Source organism: Actinosynnema sp. NPDC002837 (assembly GCF_040295345.1).
Taxonomy (GTDB): domain Bacteria; phylum Actinomycetota; class Actinomycetes; order Mycobacteriales; family Pseudonocardiaceae; genus Actinosynnema.
In genome coordinates, this window is sequence record NZ_JBEOVG010000039.1 from 1 (window position 1) to 15844 (window position 15844).

General features: G+C 72.4%; 17 protein-coding genes. 4 read left to right on the forward strand and 13 right to left on the reverse strand.

Going from position 1 to position 15844, the window contains the following annotated elements; all coding sequences use genetic code 11:
• Positions 1 to 535: 535 nt before the first annotated feature.
• The gene (gene tyrS / locus ABTZ99_RS24605) at positions 536 to 1810 is read right to left on the reverse strand and encodes a tyrosine--tRNA ligase (RefSeq protein ID WP_499614290.1); all 1275 of its coding nucleotides are present in this window, start codon (positions 1808 to 1810) and stop codon (positions 536 to 538) included.
• A gap of 93 nt (positions 1811 to 1903) precedes the next feature.
• Here tyrS and ABTZ99_RS24610 point away from each other — a divergent pair, with 93 nt between their 5' ends.
• Positions 1904 to 2362, forward strand: a complete 459-nt coding sequence (locus tag ABTZ99_RS24610; RefSeq protein WP_499614293.1) for a hypothetical protein — start codon at positions 1904 to 1906, stop codon at positions 2360 to 2362.
• Positions 2363 to 2518: 156 nt separating this feature from the next.
• The gene (locus tag ABTZ99_RS24615) at positions 2519 to 3040 is read left to right on the forward strand and encodes an EF-hand domain-containing protein (RefSeq protein ID WP_498782537.1); all 522 of its coding nucleotides are present in this window, start codon (positions 2519 to 2521) and stop codon (positions 3038 to 3040) included.
• A gap of 145 nt (positions 3041 to 3185) precedes the next feature.
• Here the strand turns inward: ABTZ99_RS24615 and ABTZ99_RS24620 are convergent, their stop codons facing one another.
• The 9 genes from ABTZ99_RS24620 to argC are packed head-to-tail and all read right to left on the reverse strand — an operon-like array spanning position 3186 to position 11309.
• A complete protein-coding gene (locus ABTZ99_RS24620; RefSeq protein WP_498782535.1) occupies positions 3186 to 3815 on the reverse strand; it encodes a DNA-3-methyladenine glycosylase in 630 nt (209 codons plus the stop codon).
• Positions 3799 to 5190: an argininosuccinate lyase gene (argH, locus tag ABTZ99_RS24625; RefSeq protein WP_498782533.1), complete on the reverse strand. Its 1392-nt coding sequence runs from the start codon at positions 5188 to 5190 to the stop codon at positions 3799 to 3801. The genes ABTZ99_RS24620 and argH overlap by 17 nt, the downstream gene beginning before the upstream one ends.
• Positions 5191 to 5202: 12 nt before the next feature.
• Positions 5203 to 5610, reverse strand: coding sequence for a hypothetical protein (locus tag ABTZ99_RS24630; protein ID WP_499614297.1), 408 nt, complete (start codon positions 5608 to 5610; stop codon positions 5203 to 5205).
• Positions 5603 to 6109 (reverse strand): arginine repressor, encoded by a 507-nt coding sequence (locus ABTZ99_RS24635; RefSeq protein WP_499614299.1) that lies wholly within the window; start codon positions 6107 to 6109, stop codon positions 5603 to 5605. Before ABTZ99_RS24635 ends, ABTZ99_RS24630 begins: the two co-directional genes overlap by 8 nt.
• Positions 6106 to 7032: an ornithine carbamoyltransferase gene (gene argF / locus ABTZ99_RS24640; RefSeq protein WP_498782527.1), complete on the reverse strand. Its 927-nt coding sequence runs from the start codon at positions 7030 to 7032 to the stop codon at positions 6106 to 6108. The genes ABTZ99_RS24635 and argF overlap by 4 nt, the downstream gene beginning before the upstream one ends.
• Entirely contained in the window at positions 7032 to 8219 is a 1188-nt protein-coding gene (locus ABTZ99_RS24645; RefSeq protein WP_499614301.1) for an acetylornithine transaminase, read from the reverse strand. Before ABTZ99_RS24645 ends, argF begins: the two co-directional genes overlap by 1 nt.
• Positions 8216 to 9103 carry an acetylglutamate kinase gene (argB, locus tag ABTZ99_RS24650; protein WP_498782523.1) on the reverse strand — a complete coding sequence of 296 codons (888 nt, stop codon included), beginning with the start codon at positions 9101 to 9103 and terminating at the stop codon, positions 8216 to 8218. The genes ABTZ99_RS24645 and argB overlap by 4 nt, the downstream gene beginning before the upstream one ends.
• Positions 9100 to 10296, reverse strand: coding sequence for a bifunctional glutamate N-acetyltransferase/amino-acid acetyltransferase ArgJ (gene argJ, locus ABTZ99_RS24655; protein WP_499614304.1), 1197 nt, complete (start codon positions 10294 to 10296; stop codon positions 9100 to 9102). Before argJ ends, argB begins: the two co-directional genes overlap by 4 nt.
• Positions 10293 to 11309, reverse strand: a complete 1017-nt coding sequence (argC, locus tag ABTZ99_RS24660) for an N-acetyl-gamma-glutamyl-phosphate reductase (RefSeq protein WP_499614306.1) — start codon at positions 11307 to 11309, stop codon at positions 10293 to 10295. The genes argJ and argC overlap by 4 nt, the downstream gene beginning before the upstream one ends.
• Before the next feature lie 111 nt (positions 11310 to 11420).
• Between argC and ABTZ99_RS24665 the strand changes: the two genes are divergently transcribed.
• Positions 11421 to 11864 carry a hypothetical protein gene (locus tag ABTZ99_RS24665; RefSeq protein WP_498782517.1) on the forward strand — a complete coding sequence of 148 codons (444 nt, stop codon included), beginning with the start codon at positions 11421 to 11423 and terminating at the stop codon, positions 11862 to 11864.
• Here the strand turns inward: ABTZ99_RS24665 and ABTZ99_RS24670 are convergent.
• Positions 11810 to 13003, reverse strand: coding sequence for a cytochrome P450 (locus ABTZ99_RS24670; RefSeq protein WP_498782515.1), 1194 nt, complete (start codon positions 13001 to 13003; stop codon positions 11810 to 11812). The two genes, ABTZ99_RS24665 and ABTZ99_RS24670, sit on opposite strands and share 55 nt — an antisense overlap.
• Before the next feature lie 118 nt (positions 13004 to 13121).
• Between ABTZ99_RS24670 and ABTZ99_RS24675 the strand changes: the two genes are divergently transcribed.
• On the forward strand, positions 13122 to 13751 hold the full coding sequence (locus tag ABTZ99_RS24675) for an HAD family hydrolase (protein WP_499614309.1): 630 nt from the start codon (positions 13122 to 13124) through the stop codon (positions 13749 to 13751).
• On the opposite strand, the gene sthA is transcribed toward ABTZ99_RS24675, so the two are convergent.
• Together sthA and ABTZ99_RS24685 are read right to left on the reverse strand one after the other, a co-directional pair.
• Positions 13752 to 15179, reverse strand: coding sequence for a Si-specific NAD(P)(+) transhydrogenase (gene sthA / locus ABTZ99_RS24680; RefSeq protein ID WP_498782511.1), 1428 nt, complete (start codon positions 15177 to 15179; stop codon positions 13752 to 13754).
• A gap of 55 nt (positions 15180 to 15234) precedes the next feature.
• Positions 15235 to 15726, reverse strand: coding sequence for a hypothetical protein (locus ABTZ99_RS24685; protein ID WP_498782509.1), 492 nt, complete (start codon positions 15724 to 15726; stop codon positions 15235 to 15237).
• Between the last annotated feature and the right edge of the window lie 118 nt (positions 15727 to 15844).

The window sequence follows — 15844 nt, forward strand, 5'->3', positions numbered from 1 at the left end:
AGTTGTCCAGTAACAATCTCAAAGGAAACCTCTTGACGAGGTTCATAAATTTACTGGCTATTCGGCACGCTGTTGAGTTCTCAAAGAACACGCGCACATCATCACTCACCGCTGCGAAGCGGCTCGATCCGAGGCTTGTGATTCAGCTAAAGCTTGTGTTGGGAAACAAGACGCCCTGGTCGCTGGGCTCAGACGAGCCTCGACTGGGTCTTCCGTTCCGCGGTCACCCACTCTACCACGTTAGCGGGAGCTTGGTTCGTGACCTGCCGCACTCCGTTCCGGTGTTCCCGGCCCGTTCCGCGCTGACATGGAGAAAGTTACACGCAGCCGAACCGGAGGTCAAATCGGGGGCGCAGCACCGCGCCACAGGCTGAAACCGCAGGTCAGCAGCCCATGCCGCACTCCAGTCCACGCTATCCGACCCTGCCCACCGGCAACAGTGTGACCGCGATCACACTCGAACGTGGCGAAGGCCGCCGGTCCGGGTGGGACCGACGGCCTTCGACGTCACGCTCGCGAAGCCTGTTCGCGCAGGTCAGAGGAGCACCCGCACGCCGGCGGTGTTGCGCTTGCCGCGCCGGACGACCAGCCACTCGCCGTGGAGCAGGTCCTCCTTGGCGGGCACCCACTCCTCGTCGGTGACCTTGGAGTTGTTCACGTACGCGCCGCCCTCCTTCACGGTGCGCCGCGCCGCGCCCTTGCTGTCCGCCAGCCCGGAGCTGACCAGGAGGTCGACGATGGTCGGCGCGTCGGCCAGGCGGACCTCGCCGGTCGGCGCCTCGGCCATCGCGGCCACCAGCGTCGACAGGTCGAGCCCGCGCAGCTCGCCGCGGCCGAACAGGGCCTGGCTCGCCGCGATGACCTGCCGCGTCTCGTGCTCGCCGTGCACCAGGTTGGTGAACTCCTCGGCCAGCTTCTTCTGCGCGGCGCGCAGGTGCGGCGCCTCGGTGGTCTGCCGCTCCAGCTCGGCCATCTCCTCCTGGGACAGGAAGGTGAACAGCCGCAGGTAGCGCAGCACGTCGGCGTCGCCCACGTTCACGAAGTACTGGTACCAGGCGTACGGCGAGGTCATCTGCGGGTCGAGCCACACGTTGCCGCCGCCGGTGGACTTGCCGAACTTGCGGCCCTCGGCGTCGGTGACCAGCGGCGCGGTCAGCGCGTGCACGGACTTCCCGTCGACCTTCCGGACCAGGTCGACGCCGCCGATGATGTTGCCCCACTGGTCGGAGCCGCCCACCTGGAGCCTGGTGCCGTACTTCCGGTTGAGCTGGAGGTAGTCGTGCGACTGCAGGAGCAGGTAGCTGAACTCGGTGTACGACATGCCGTCGCCGTCGAGCCGGCGCTTGACCGTGTCGCGGGCGAGCATGACGTTGATCGAGAAGTGCTTGCCGACGTCGCGCAGGAACTCCAGCACCGAGACGTTCCCGGTCCAGTCCAGGTTGTTGACCACGACCGCGCCCGTGGGGCTGTCGTCGAACTCGACGAACCGCTCCAGCTGGCCGCGGATGCGCCCGGCCCACTCGGCGACGGTGTCCAGCGGGTTGAGCGCGCGCTCCGCGCTGTCACGCGGGTCGCCGATCATGCCGGTGGCGCCACCCGCGAGGACGATCGGCCGGTGCCCGGCGCGCTGGAAGCGGCGCAGCATGAGCAGCGGGACGAGGTTGCCGGCGTGCAGGCTGGGCGCGGTCGGGTCGAACCCCGCATAGAGGGTGAGCGGACCGGCGTCGAGGTCCTTCCGCAGCGCGTCGAGGTCGGTGGACTGCGCGATCAGGCCGCGCCAGGACAGCTCGTCGAGGATGTGCTCGCTCACGGACGGCCATTCTCCTCCACCTGGTCAAAGCAGTTTGAGGCGGTGCCGCCTGCGGGTAGTCGGCGAGGGGCTCTAGTGAGAGGACCACGGCTGATGACCTACCCGAATCGCGACAGACGTCCCGCCGACCGTCCCACCGAGCACCTGCCCCCGGCCGAGCCCGCGTACCGGGAGGAACTCCCCTACTCGCGGGAGGAGGAGGTCGTCGAGCGCGGTGACGGCCGGGTGCGCGCCGTGCGCGTGGTGTGCGCCGTGATCGACGTGCTGTGCTGGTTGTTCGCGATCGTGCTGGCGATCCACATCTTCCTGGTGATCGGCGGCGCCAACCCGGCGAACGGGTTCGCGCAGCTGATCGACTCGTGGTCGGCGGCGGTGTCGCTGGGCCTGCGCGACCTGTTCACGCCCGCGAACGCCGGTGTGCGGACGTTGTTCAACGACGGCTTGGCCGCGTTGCTGTGGCTGCTGATCGGCGCGGTGCTGACCAGCGTGATCAGCCGGGTGGCGCTGCCCGCGCACGAGCGCCGGGTCTGGTACCGGCGCACGGTGCGCTAGGCCACCCCGCCGGTGTGGGTGACGGCGGTCGGGCGGCGTGTCTTCTTGCGCCGGACCGGGCACTACCGACCGTCACCGTGATGTCACTCGGGCGCGCAGGGGTTTGCCCCGGCTGGTCAATTGTCCTCGTGGCGTTCCCCGACCAAGTTTGCTTGCGTGGCCAGCGACTTGCAGCGGAAGAAGACCTCCATCGTGTTCACCGCGATGGACTCGAACGGCGACGGGTTCCTCGAGCGGGCCGATTTCGAGGCGTTGACGGACCGGTGGGTGCACCTCCGGGGCGCGGCCGACCCTGATCGGTTGCGGGAGATCATGATGGGCTGGTGGGACGCGCTGCGGGCGGCGTCCGACCACGACCGCGACGACAAGGTCACGGTGGACGAGGTGCTGACCGTGGTGAAGGACCTCGGCACCATGCTCGACCTGGTGGTGGCCACCGCGGAGTCGATGTTCGAGGCGGTGGACGAGGACGGCGACGGCCGGGTGTCCGCGCCCGAGTACGCCCGGATGATCCACGCCTGGACCGGCGACGACTCCCCGACCGACGCCGTCTTCGCCCGGCTGGACCTCGACGGCGACGGCTCGATCTCGAAGTCCGAGTTCGTCCAGCACTGGGTGGAGTTCTGGGCGGGCGACGACGCGGACGCGCCCGGCGCCCACGTGTTCGGCGAGGTCTAGGACCTCGACCAGGTCGTGGGGCAGGACCGGCGGGGTCGGGCGCGAGGTCGCCTCGAACGTAACGTCCGGTCGGCGTCGAGGTGCGGCTCCGGGTCGGTGCGGCCGAAGCGGGTCGCCGGCCGGCGGGGTCCCCGGGCGAACGGCCTCAGGTGGTGACGCGCGTCCGGCGGGTGCCCCGGCGGTAGGCGCTGACGGCGGGCGAGTCGATCCAGAACCGCCACGGCACGTCCACCGCGACGGCCACGCCCACGCGCGGGCCGGTGCGGATGTCGGCGTCGTCCACCGGCTCGCCGGCCAGCAGCCGCACGGTCGCGTCCGGCTCGGTCAGGTTCACGCCGTTGTGCACGCGGTCGAGGCCGAGCACGCCGGTCAGCCGGGCCGGGCCCTTGGCCAGTTCGGCGGCGTTGCGCGCGGTCGGGCGGCGGGCGTGCGCCAGCGCCGACCCGGTCACCACCTCGCCGGCGCGCAGCAGCACCGCGCCGGGCACGCCGTCGGTCAGCGAGACGACGTTCGCGCAGAAGTGCATGCCGTAGACGAAGTACACGTAGAGCCGACCGGCCGGGCCGAACATCACGTCGTTGCGCGGCGTGCGGCCCCGGTAGCAGTGGGACGCCGGGTCGTCGCCGCCCCGGTAGGCCTCGACCTCCACGATCCGCAGCCCGACCACGCCCTCGTCGGTGGTCGACTCGATGACGCTCCCGAGCAGGAGCCGCGCGGCGTCGACGGGGTCGACCGCGAGCTCCCGCTCGGTGAGCTGCCTAGGCGTTGCGGGCAACGGAGACCTTGTCGCGCAACCTCTTGAGCTGCTCGGCGACCCGATCGGGCGCGGTGCCGCCGTGCGCGTCCCGTGACGCGATGGACCCTTCCACGGTCAACACGCTACGCACCTCGGGCGTCAACGCGGGAGAGATCGTGGCGAACTCCTCATCGGTCAGCTCCTCCAGCCCCACGCCGCGCCCCTCGGCGACCCGGACGCACTCGCCCGCCGCCTCGTGCGCCACCCGGAACGGCACGCCCTGCCGCACCAGCCACTCGGCGATGTCGGTGGCCAGGGTGAACCCGGCGGGCGCCAGCTCGGCCATCCGCGCGGTGTCGAACCGCGTGGTGGCGATCATCCCGGCCAGCGCGGGCAGCAGCAGTTCCAGCTGCTCGACCGAGTCGAACAGCGGCTCCTTGTCCTCCTGGAGGTCCCGGTTGTAGGCCAGCGGCTGTGCCTTCAGCGTGGCCAGCAGCCCGGTCAGGTTGCCGATGAGCCGGCCGGACTTGCCCCTGGTCAGCTCGGCGACGTCCGGGTTCTTCTTCTGCGGCATGATCGAGCTGCCGGTGGCCCACGCGTCGTCGAGCACGGCGAAGCGGAACTCGGCCGTGGTCCAGATGATCACCTCTTCGGCGATCCTCGACAGGTCGACGCCGATCATGGCCAGCACGAACGCGATCTCGGCGGCGAAGTCGCGCGACGCGGTGCCGTCGATGGAGTTCTCCACCGGGCCGTCGAAGCCCAGCTCCTCGGCCACCGCGGCCGGGTCGAGGCCCAGCGACGAGCCGGCCAGCGCGCCCGAGCCGTAGGGCGACACGGCGGTCCGCTTGTCCCAGTCGCGCAGCCGGTCGACGTCGCGCAGCAGCGCCTGGCCGTGGGCGAGCAGGTGGTGCGCCAGCAGCACGGGCTGGGCGGACTGGAGGTGCGTGCGGCCGGGCATGACGGCGGTGGCGTGCGCGGACGCCTGGTCGGCCAGCGCCTCGACCACGTCGAGCACGCCCGCCGACACCCGCTGGGCGGCGTCGCGCAGCCACATCCGGAACAGCGTGGCCACCTGGTCGTTGCGGGACCGGCCGGCGCGCAGCTTGCCGCCCAGCTCCGGTCCGGCGCGCTCGATCAGGCCGCGCTCCAGCGCGGTGTGCACGTCCTCGTCGGCCAGCGTCGGGGTGAACGACCCGGCCGCCACGTCGGCTTCCAGCGCGTCCAGCGCCGCCAGCATGCGCGCCAGCTCGTCGGCGGTCAGCAGACCGGCCCGGTGCAGCACGCGGGCGTGCGCGCGGGAACCCCTGATGTCGTACGGGGCGAGTCGCCAGTCGAAGTGCGTCGACGCGGACAGCCGCGCCATCGCCTCCGCCGGTCCTCCGGCGAACCGGCCACCCCACAATGAACTCACGTGATCGAATCCCTACGTCGCGGCGATCTTGTCCGGCAGGAGCCGGTGCTGCCCGGCGCCCGGGCCGGGGTCGGACGGCGGCTCCCCGCCGCGCCGGTCGGTGACGACCGCGCGGACACCGCGCGCCACGGGCCGGACGTCGCCGGACCCGTGCCGCCGGGTGGTGTCGGTGAAGCTGTCCAACGCCTGCTCGGGCAGCGGGAACCACCGGCTTTCGTGCACCAGTGCACCCCAGTGCCGCCCGGCCCGCCGCTCGAAGCGGATCAGGTCGGGCGTCGGGGTGGCCTCCGGCGGCTGGTGGCGAGCGGTGGTCGACGTCTCGCGGGCCCGCACGCCCGCCGCCCGGCCCGGCTCCCGGGCGGCCCGCGGCGCGATGGCGCTCTCTCCGACGGCCGAGGCGCCGGAGGAGAACTCACTCATGGGGTTCTCCCGGCTGCGCCTGGTCGTCGCCCGCGGCGAGCGCGGTCACCCTGGCGGCCAGGTCCGCGCCCGTGAGGGGTTCGCGGGCCACTGCGAGGATGGTGTCGTCACCGGCGATGGTGCCGACGATGTCGTGCAGCGCGGCCCGGTCCAGCGCGCTGGCCAGGAACTGGGCCGCGCCGGGCGGGGTGCGCAGGACGGCGAGGTTGCCCGAGTGGTCGACCGACACGAGCAGTTCGGCGAGCACCCTGGTGAGGCGGGACGTGCCGCCCTGCACGCCGCGGACCGGGCTGCCGTCCTCGGGGATGACGTAGACGGGCGCGCCGCCGTCGGGTCCGCGCAGCTTGACCGCGCCCAGCTCGTCCAGGTCGCGCGACAACGTGGCCTGGGTGACCTCGATGCCTTCCACCGCCAGCGTCTTCGCCAGTTCCGACTGGCTGCGGATGGCGCGTTGGGCGACCAGTTCGACGATGCGGGCCTGCCGCGCGGTCCGGGTCATCGCGACTGCTCCAGCAGCCACACGAGCAGCGCCTTCTGGGCGTGCAGCCGGTTCTCGGCCTCGTCCCACACCGCGCTGTCCGGGCCGTCCAGCACGTCGTCGGTGATCTCCTGGCCGCGGTGGGCGGGCAGGCAGTGCAGCACGGTCGTCGTCACGCCGGTCGCGGCCACGAGGTCGGCGTTGAGCTGGTAGGGCCGGAACGGGCGCATCCGGTCGCGGCCGTCGTTCTCCTGGCCCATCGACGTCCAGGTGTCGGTGACCAGCACGTCCGCGCCGTCCACCGCCTCGCGCGGGTCCTCGATCACGGTCACCGAGCCGCCGGTGTCCGCGGCGCGCTTGCGCGCGTCGTCCAGCACCCACGGCAGCGGCTGGAACAGCGCGGGCGCGGCGATCCGCACGTGCATTCCCGCCGTGACGCCGCCGAGCAGCATCGAGTGGGACATGTTGTTCGCGCCGTCGCCGAGGTAGGTGACGGTGAGGCCGGCGAGCTTGCCGTGCACGCGCCGGATGGTCTGCAGGTCGGCCAGGACCTGGCACGGGTGGAACTCGTCGGTCAGCGCGTTGATCACCGGGATGCGGGACACCGACGCCATCGCGTCGATGCGCTTCTGCGCGAACGTCCGCCAGATCACCGCGTCCACGTACCCGGACAGGATCCGGGAGGTGTCCTCGATGGTCTCCTCGCGGCCCAGCTGCATGGACCGGCCGTCGATGATCACCGGGTTGCCGCCGAGCTGGGCGATGCCGACCTCGAAGGACAGCCGGGTGCGGGTGGAGTTCTTCTCGAAGATCACCGCGACGGACTTGGGCCCGGCCAGCGGCTTGGCGGTCAGCCGGTCGGCCTTGTAGCCGTCGGCCAGGTCGAGGACCGCGGACTGCTCGTCCGGGGTCAGGTCGTCGTCACGGAGGAAGTGGCGCACCATCACGGCTCCTGGCCTGGGGTGGGGAGGAACGAGGGCAGGTCGGCCACCAGTCGGTGGGCGTCCGCCTCGTCCAGCACCAGCGGCGGCGCCAGGCGGATGACGTCGGGCTGGATCGGGTTGATCAGATAACCGGCCCGCTGCGCGGCCGCCGCGGCCTTCGCCGAGACCGCCTCGCGCAGCGTGATGCCGAGCAGCAGGCCGGCGCCCCGCACCCCGGAGATGAGCGGGTGGTCCAGTGCCTCGACCCCGGTCGCGATCTCCTTGCCGACCGCGGCGGTGTGCTCCAGCAGGCCGTCGGCGGCGATCGTGTCGAGCACCGCGAGCGCGGCGGCGCAGCACACCGGGTTGCCGCCGAACGTGGTGCCGTGGTGGCCGGGGTCGAACAGGTCCTTGGCCGGGCCGACCGCGATGCACGCGCCGAGAGGCAGCCCGCCGCCCAGGCCCTTGGCCAGGGTGATCACGTCGGGGACGATCCCGACCTGGTGGAACGCGAACCAGGTGCCCAGGCGGCCGACGCCGGTCTGCACCTCGTCGAGGACGAGCAGCGCGCCGTGCTCGGTGGTGATCCGGCGGGCCGCTTCGAGGTAGCCCTCGGGCGGCACGACGACGCCGTTCTCGCCCTGGATCGGCTCCACGATGAACGCGGCGGTCTCGTCGTCGATCGCGGCCTCCAGCGCGGCCACGTCGCCGTACGGGACGTGCACGACGCCGGGGACCAGCGGCTCGAACGGCTCGCGCTTCTTGGGCTGGCCGGTCAGCGCCAGCGCGCCCATGGTGCGGCCGTGGAAGCCGCCGTCGGTGGCCACGACCTTGGTGCGGCCCGTGCGGCGGCTCAGCTTGAACGCGGCCTCGTTGGCCTCCGCGCCGGAGTTGCAGAACAGCACCCGGCCGTCACCGTCCACACCGGACAGGTCGAGCAGCCGTTCGGCCAGCGCGAGCGCGGGCTCGTTGATGTAGAGGTTGGACGTGTGGCCGATCCTGGCGACCTGCTCGGTCACGGCGGCCACGATCGCCGGGTGCGCGTGGCCGAGCGCGTTGACCGCGATGCCGGTCAGCAGGTCCAGGTAGCGGTTGCCGTCGGCGTCCCAGACGTGCGCGCCCTCGCCTCGGGTCAGGGTCAGGCCGGGCGTGCCGTAGTTGTTCATCATCGCGGCCTGCCACCGCTGCCGGTTCCGGCTCTCGCTCATGCCCCGCCCGCCTCTGTCCGTTCGGTCACCATCGTTCCGACGCCCTCGGAGGTGAAGACCTCCAACAACACCGAGTGCGCCAGCCTGCCGTCGATCACGTGCGCCTCGGGGACGCCGCCGCGCACCGCGCGCAGGCAGGCCTCCATCTTCGGCACCATGCCGCTGTCCAGGTCCGGCAGCATCTTCTCCAGCCGCTCGGCGTCCACGCGGTGCAGCAGCGAGCTCTTGTCCGGCCAGTCCGCGTACAAACCCTCGACGTCGGTGAGCACGACCAGCTTCTCGGCCTTCAGCGCCACGGCCACCGCGCCCGCCGCCGTGTCGGCGTTGACGTTGTGCACCACGCCGTCGACGTCCGGCGCGACCGTGGACACGACCGGGATGCGGCCCGCGTGCACGATGTCGAGCACCGCGTCCGGGTTGACGTCCACGATGTCGCCGACCAGGCCGATGTCGACCGGCGCGCCGTCCACGATGGCCGGTCGCCGGGCGGCGGTCAGCAGGTGGGCGTCCTCGCCGGACAGGCCGACCGCGAGCGGGCCGTGGGAGTTGATCAGGCCGACCAGCTCGCGCTGCACCTGGCCGACCAGCACCATCCGGACCACGTCCATGGCCTCCGGCGTGGTCACGCGCAGGCCGCCGCGGAACTCGCTGTCGATGCCGAGCCGCTTGAGCATCGCGGCGATCTGCGGCCCGCCGCCGTGCACCACGACCGGGTGCAGGCCCGCGAGCTTGAGGAACACCATGTCCTGCGCGAACGCGCGCTTGAGCTCGTCGTCCACCATGGCGTTGCCGCCGTACTTGACGACCACGATCGCGCCGCGGAAGCGCTGCAGCCACGGCAGCGCCTCGATCAGGATCCCGGCCTTGACCTGCGGTGTGATCATGAGCTGTACGCGCTGTTCTCTTCGACGTACCCGTGCGACAGGTCCGTGGTGAGCACGGTGGCGGTGCCGTCGCCGAGGTTCAGGTCGACCACGACGGCGACGTCGCGGCCGGACAGGTCGGCCTCACCGCGGTCGGCGGCCCGGTGGCCGTCCGCGAACAGCGTGACGCCGTTGATCGCGATGCCGAGCTTGTGCTGGTCGACGGTGGCCCGCGAGCGGCCCACGGCCATCGCGATCCGGCCCCAGTTGGGGTCCGAGCCGAACAGCGCGGTCTTGACCAGGTTGTCCTCGGCGACGGTCTTGGCGACCACGATCGCCTCGGCCTCGGTGAGCGCGCCGTTGACCGTGATGGCGACTTCCTTGGTCGCGCCCTCCGCGTCGCCTTGGAGCTGCTTGACCAGGTCTGCCGCCACGGCGGTGAGCACGCCGGCGAACTGCTCGGCGGTCGGCGTGACGCCGGAGGCGCCGGAGGCGAGGACCAGCACGGTGTCGTTTGTGGACGTGCCGCCGTCCACGTCGAGCCGGTCGTAGGTCTTGGCGGTGGCCGCGCGCAGGGCCGCGTCCAGGGCGTCGCCGTCGATCACCGCGTCGGTGGTGATGACGCTGAGCATCGTGGCCAGGTTCGGCGAGAGCATCCCCGCGCCCTTGGCGAACCCGCCGACCGACCACCCGTCCGGGTGATCCTGCCAGCACTGCTTGGGGTGGGAGTCGGTGGTCATCACGGCGGTGGCGGCGGCCAGGCCCGACCCGTCGGTGGCGTCGAGCTCCCGGGCCGCCTGCTCGACCCCGGCCTTGAGCTCGTCCATCGGCAGGCGCTCGCCGATCAGGCCGGTGGAGCACACCGCGACCTCGATCGCGCCGACGCCCAGCACCTCGGCGACCTTCTCGGCGGTGGCGTGGGTGTCCTGGAAGCCCTCGGGGCCGGTGCAGGCGTTCGCGCCGCCGGAGTTCAGCACGACGGCGTGGAGCTTGCGCTCCTTGAGCACCTGCTGGGACCACAGCACGGGCGCGGCCTTCACCTGGTTGGTGGTGAAGACGCCCGCGGCGGCCTGGCCGGGCCCTTCGTTGACGACCAGCGCCAGGTCGAGCGCGCCGGACTCCTTGATGCCGGCCGCGACGCCCGCCGCCTTGAAGCCCTTGGGGCCGGTCACGCCCTTGTCACGCCGGGGTCCGTGCGCGGTCCCGTGGTTCACGGCGCCACCCCCACGGTGGACAGGCCGGTGGTCTCGGGCAGGCCGAGCGCCAGGTTCATGCACTGCACGGCCGCGCCCGCGGTGCCCTTCGCCAGGTTGTCGATCGCGGCGACCACGACCAGCCGGTTCACGTCGCGGTCCACGGCCACCTGCAGCTGCACGGCGTTCGAGCCGAGCACCGCGGCCGTGGTGGGCCAGTGGCCTTCCGGCAGCAGGTGCACGAACGGCTCGTCGGCGTAGGCCTTCTCGTAGGCGGCGCGGACGTCCGCGTCACCGTCCTTCAGCGTCGCCGAGCAGGTGGCCAGGATGCCCCTCGGCAACGGCGCCAGCACCGGGGTGAACGAGACCCGGACCGGCTCGTCGGCGACCTTGGACAGGTTCTGGGTGATCTCCGGGGTGTGCCGGTGCGCGCCGCCGACGCCGTAGGCGCTGAGCGAGCCCATCACCTCGGAGCCGAGGAGGTGGGGCTTGAGCGCCTTGCCCGCGCCGGACGTGCCGGACACGGCCACCACCGTCACCTCGGGCTCGACCAGCCCCATCGCGGGCGCCAGGGCCAGCGACGACACGGTCGGGTAGCAGCCGGGCACGGCGACGCGGCGGGCGCCACGCAGCTCGTCGCGCTGACCGGGCAGCTCGGGCAGGCCGTACGGCCAGCTGCCCGCGTGCGCGCCGCCGTACCAGCGGTCCCAGGCGGCGGGGTCGGTGAGCCGGTGGTCCGCGCCGCAGTCGACGACGAGCACGTCGTCGCCCAGCTGCGCCGCGACCTCGGCCGAGCGGCCGTGCGGCAGGGCGAGGAAGACGACGTCGTGGCCCTTGAGGGTGTCGGCGGTGGTCTCCTCCAGCACCCGGTCGGCCAGCGGCAGCAGGTGTGGCTGGTGGGCGAACAGCGGGGAGCCCGCGTTGCCGCCGGCGGTGAGCGCGCCGATCTCCACGTCCGGGTGACCGAGCAGGAGGCGGAGCACCTCGCCCCCGGCGTACCCGCTGGCCCCGGCGACCGCGATCCGTACCGTCATACGGATAAGTATGCACGCTGATGCAAAGGTACTCAAATCGGTTCCGCTTGATGCGGCGGCGCGTTCCCCGGTGTCATGCTTTCCTGTACGGGAACTGGGGGGTTCATCGTGATGCACCATCCGCACGACCACGCACGGGGGCACTTCTCACCCGGCCCGCGACGTCCGCGCGACGGCCACCCGGGCCCGCTCGCCGCACGGCCGTGGCTCAACGCGCTCGCCTGGGTCGGCGTGCTCACCGCGATCGTGGGCATGACCGTCATCGGGCTGGACGTGGTGTGCGACTCCGCGCCGACGGCCGTCGGCTCGGCGCACGCCGACGGGTTCCCGGGCCGCGACCCGTTCCCGGGCGCCCCGATCCCCGCCGACGACCCGCTCGACCGCACGGCCGCCGGGAGCAGGCCGGCACGACCCGGCGACGCGGGCTTCGGCATCGGGCTGGTCTTCGGCGGCTTCGCGCTCGCGGCCGTCGCGGGCCTCGGGCGCTCGCCGCGCCGCCGTCACCACGCCACGGGCAGCGACCCGAGGCCGTGGACGACCCGCTGGGTGCGGTAGTCGGGTTCCGGCCCGACCAGGCGCAGGCCGGGGAACCGGCGCACCAGCGCGGGGAACGCGATCCGCAGCTCCATCCTGGCCAGCGGCGCGCCGAGGCAGTGGTGCACGCCGTGGCCGAACGCGACGTGGCCGCCCGCGTCACGGGTGATGTCCAGCACGTCCGGGTCCGGCACGAGACCGGGGTCGCGGTCGGCCGCGGGCAGCGAGCAGAGGATCAGCTCGCCGGGACCGAGCGCGTGACCGCCGAGCCGCACCTCGGCGGTCGTGATCCGCGGCACGCCGGTGTGCACGACGGTCAGCCACCGCAGCAGCTCCTCCACGGCCGCGTCGGCGCGTTCGGGCTCGTCGCGCAGCAGCCGGAGCTGGTCGGGGTGGCGCAGCAGGGCGAGCACGCCGAGGCCGAGCATGTTGGCCGTGGTCTCGTGGCCGGCCAGCAGCAGCAGGTCCGCGATGCCGACCATCTCGCGGTCGTCGAGGGCGGCGGCCTCGTCGCGGGCGAGCACGCCGAGCAGGTCGTCGCCCGGCTCGACCCTGGCCCGCGCGACCAGGTCGGCCAGGTAGGCCTTGGTCTCGTACTGCAGGGCGAGCCGTTCCTCGAACGACAGCGCCGCGTCGAAGTACCTCGTGTAGCGGTCCTGGAAGGTGTCGCGGTCCTCGAACGGCACGCCGAGCAGCTCGCAGATCACCAGCGCCGGCACGGGCAGCGCGAAGTCGGCCACCAGGTCGGCGGGCGGCCCCTTGCGCTCCATCGCGTCGAGGTGGTCGCGGACGATGTCGTGGATGCGCGGTTCCAGCCGGCGCATCCGGCGGGCGGTGAACTCCGGGGCCAGCGTCCGGCGCAGGCGGGTGTGCTCGGGCGGGTCGAACGCGAGCATGTTGCCCGGCCGCACGGCGGCCAGCTCCTCGTCGGTCAGCGCGGGCGCGCCCGGCACCAGGTGGTGGGCCGAGATCCCGAACCGCCGCGAGTCGCTGTAGACCAGCCGGACGTCCTCGATGCGGGTCACCACCCACACCGACGTGCCCAGCGCCGGCGAGTCGATCCGGCGCACCCCGCCCTCGTCGCGGATCTCCGTCAGGTCGGGGTGGGGGTCGACCCCCACCCGGCGGTAGATCAGGGGCGTCGTCGGCTCCGCGGCCATGCCGTCTCCAACCCTCGGGGGTCCTGCGAAAAAACGTAGCGACGCGGCGCGGTGATGCGCGAGCCTTCACACGAGTGAGGTGCCGACTACCCATCGTGATGAGAAGGAGCGTGCGTCGATGGCCGGACGCCTGCGGGCCGTGATCTTCGACTGGCGGGGGACGCTGGTGCTCACGCCCACGTTCCGCGGGTGGGTGGCGGAGGCGTTGCGCCGGATCGGCCGCGACGCCGGCCGGACCGCCGAGGTGATCGCGTCGCTGGACGTGACCGGGTTGGGCGTGCCCGGTGTCGACGCGGACGCCGCGCTGCACCGGGAGACGTACTACGGGGCGTTCCGGGCGGCCGGGTTCGACGCCGAGCTGGCCGACTCGCTGTACGCGGTGGAGTCCGACCCGGCGTTCACCCCGTTCGCGGTGGACGCCGGGCCGACGCTGCGGGCGTTGCACGCGGCCGGCGTGCCGATCGGGGTGCTCAGCGACATCCACTTCGACATCCGGCCCGCGTTCGGCGACCTGCCGGTCGACTCGTTCGTGCTGTCCTTCGAGCACGGCGTGGTGAAGCCCGACCCGGCGATCTTCCGCATCGCGCTGCGCGAGCTCGGCGCCGAGCCCGAGGAGACGCTGATGGTCGGCGACCGCTCGACGCACGACGGCGCGGGCGTCGAAGCGGGCCTGCCGACGTTGCTCGTGCCGCCGCTGCGGGACGTCGAGGACGCCCGCCTGCACCTCGTCACGGCCCTGCTCGCGTGATCAGGAGCCGAAGCGCTCCAACGCGCGCATCTTGTTCGTGGCGTCCAGCGCGGCCACCTTGTACGCCTCGGACAGCGTCGGGTAGTTGAAGACGGTGTCCACCAGGTAGTCCACCGTGCCGCCGCACGCCATCACCGCCTGCCCGATGTGGACGAGGTCGGTCGCGCCGGTGCCGAACAGGTGCACGCCGAGCAGCTTGCGGTCCACAGTGGACACCAGCAGCTTGAGCATGCCGTAGGCGTCGCCGACGATCGAGCCGCGGGCCAGCTCGCGGTAGCGCGCCAGCCCCACCTCGTACGGCACCGCGGACGACGTCAGCTCGGCCTCCGTGGCGCCGCAGTAGGAGATCTCGGGGATGGTGTAGATCCCGATGGGCTGCAACGCGGACAGCTCGCGCGCCCGCTCGCCGAACGCGTGGTAGGCGGCGAGGCGGCCCTGGTCCATCGACGTGGCGGCCAGCGCCGGGAAGCCGATCACGTCGCCGACCGCGTAGATGTGCTCGACGGGCGTGCGGTAGTGCTCGTCCACGCTCAGCCGGCCGCGGTGGTCCGCTTCCAGGCCCGCCTTGTCCAGGTCCAGCGCCTCGGTGTTGCCCTGCCTGCCCGCCGAGTACATCACCGCGGCGGCCGGGATGCGCTTGCCGCTGGCCAGCGTGGTGACCGTGCCGGAGTCGGACACGTCGACGTTGACGACCTTCTCGCCGAACCGGAACGTCACCGCCAGGTCGCGCAGGTGGAACTTCAGCGACTCCACGATCTCCGGGTCGCAGAAGTCGAGCATCCGGTCGCGCTGCTCGACCACCGTGACCCGGGTGCCCAGCGCGGCGAACATCGACGCGTACTCGATGCCGATCACGCCCGCGCCCACGACCACCAAGGACGACGGGATCTCCTCCAGCGCCAGCACCTCGTCGGAGTCCAGCACCCGGACCTCGTCGAAGTCCACCTGGTCCGGTCGGGCGGGACGGGTGCCGGTGGCGATCACGACGTGCCCGGCCGTGACGAGGTGGTGCTCGCCGCGGTGCCCGCCGTCCACCGCGACCGTGTGCGGGTCGACGAACCGGGCGGTGCCGGAGAGCAGGTCGACCTGGTTGCGGTGCAGTTGCGCGCGCACGACCTGGACCTCGCGGCCGATCACGTGCTGCGCGCGGGAGAGCAGGTCGCTGATCGTGATGTCCTGCTTCACGCGGTAGCTCGCGCCGTACAGGTCGCGCTGGCTCAGGCCGGTCAGGTACATCACCGCCTCGCGCAACGTCTTCGACGGGATGGTGCCGGTGTTCACGCACACGCCGCCCACCATGTCGGCGCGGTCGACGATCGCGACCCGCTTGCCGAGCTTGGCGCCCGCGATGGCGGCCTTCTGCCCGCCCGGGCCCGAGCCGATCACCAGCAGGTCGTAGTCGTACTCACTCGCGCCCACAGCAGTCATACGCCGAAGCGTCGCACAGACCGCCGCTCCGCGGTGGCAAGGCGGGCGGACTCGCCTACACGCGTGCCGCGCGGCCCGAGTAGGTCAGCGGGAACACCAGGTCCGTGCACGCGCTCGGCACGTCGTGCGCGATCCGCACGACCATCTCCACCTCGACCTCGCCCGCCGGCGGGATCGTGACCGGCTCCGCCATCGGCACCACCGTCAGCACGCTCGACGGGCAGCCCGGCACCCCGTTCCGCGCGGCGTCCAACGGCTGGCCGGGCTCGGCCTGCAACGTCAGCACCACGATGTCCACGGTGTTCGGGTTGGACAGCCGCACCAGGCGGGCGCCCTCGCTGCCCGGCGTCAACTCGACCGCGCCGCCGGAGATGTCGTTGATCTCGAAGGGTTGGAGGTCGGACACCTCGCCGCCGCTCACCGAGTACGCCATCGCGGGCAGCTCGGGTTCGGGCCAGGTCAGGTGCATGGCGGCCACGACGGCGGCACCCACGCCGAGGATGGTCATGGCGACGGCGACTTCCATCCGCGGGCCCAAGCTGCGCATGAGGCAACCTCACTCGATTGCTGCTCCAGGCGGTGGGTTCGCCGCTAGCTCCCCGTCGGACCGGCGACCAGACTCGCCCGGCGGTTCATCGCTTCGCCCCTCGGCCCAGCGGGCCGCG

Excerpts from the sequence above, each read along its gene's own strand:
- ABTZ99_RS24610 (WP_499614293.1), top strand. The coding sequence starts at position 1,904 with ATGACCTACCCGAATCGCGACAGACGTCCCGCCGACCGTCCCACCGAG.
- ABTZ99_RS24630 (WP_499614297.1), bottom strand. The coding sequence starts at position 5,610 with ATGAGTGAGTTCTCCTCCGGCGCCTCGGCCGTCGGAGAGAGCGCCATC.
- ABTZ99_RS24635 (WP_499614299.1), bottom strand. The coding sequence starts at position 6,109 with ATGACCCGGACCGCGCGGCAGGCCCGCATCGTCGAACTGGTCGCCCAA.
- argF (WP_498782527.1), bottom strand. The coding sequence starts at position 7,032 with ATGGTGCGCCACTTCCTCCGTGACGACGACCTGACCCCGGACGAGCAG.
- ABTZ99_RS24645 (WP_499614301.1), bottom strand. The coding sequence starts at position 8,219 with ATGAGCGAGAGCCGGAACCGGCAGCGGTGGCAGGCCGCGATGATGAAC.
- argB (WP_498782523.1), bottom strand. The coding sequence starts at position 9,103 with ATGATCACACCGCAGGTCAAGGCCGGGATCCTGATCGAGGCGCTGCCG.
- argC (WP_499614306.1), bottom strand. The coding sequence starts at position 11,309 with ATGACGGTACGGATCGCGGTCGCCGGGGCCAGCGGGTACGCCGGGGGC.
- ABTZ99_RS24665 (WP_498782517.1), top strand. The coding sequence starts at position 11,421 with ATGCACCATCCGCACGACCACGCACGGGGGCACTTCTCACCCGGCCCG.
- ABTZ99_RS24670 (WP_498782515.1), bottom strand. The coding sequence starts at position 13,003 with ATGGCCGCGGAGCCGACGACGCCCCTGATCTACCGCCGGGTGGGGGTC.
- ABTZ99_RS24675 (WP_499614309.1), top strand. The coding sequence starts at position 13,122 with ATGGCCGGACGCCTGCGGGCCGTGATCTTCGACTGGCGGGGGACGCTG.
- sthA (WP_498782511.1), bottom strand. The coding sequence starts at position 15,179 with ATGACTGCTGTGGGCGCGAGTGAGTACGACTACGACCTGCTGGTGATC.
- ABTZ99_RS24685 (WP_498782509.1), bottom strand. The coding sequence starts at position 15,726 with ATGCGCAGCTTGGGCCCGCGGATGGAAGTCGCCGTCGCCATGACCATC.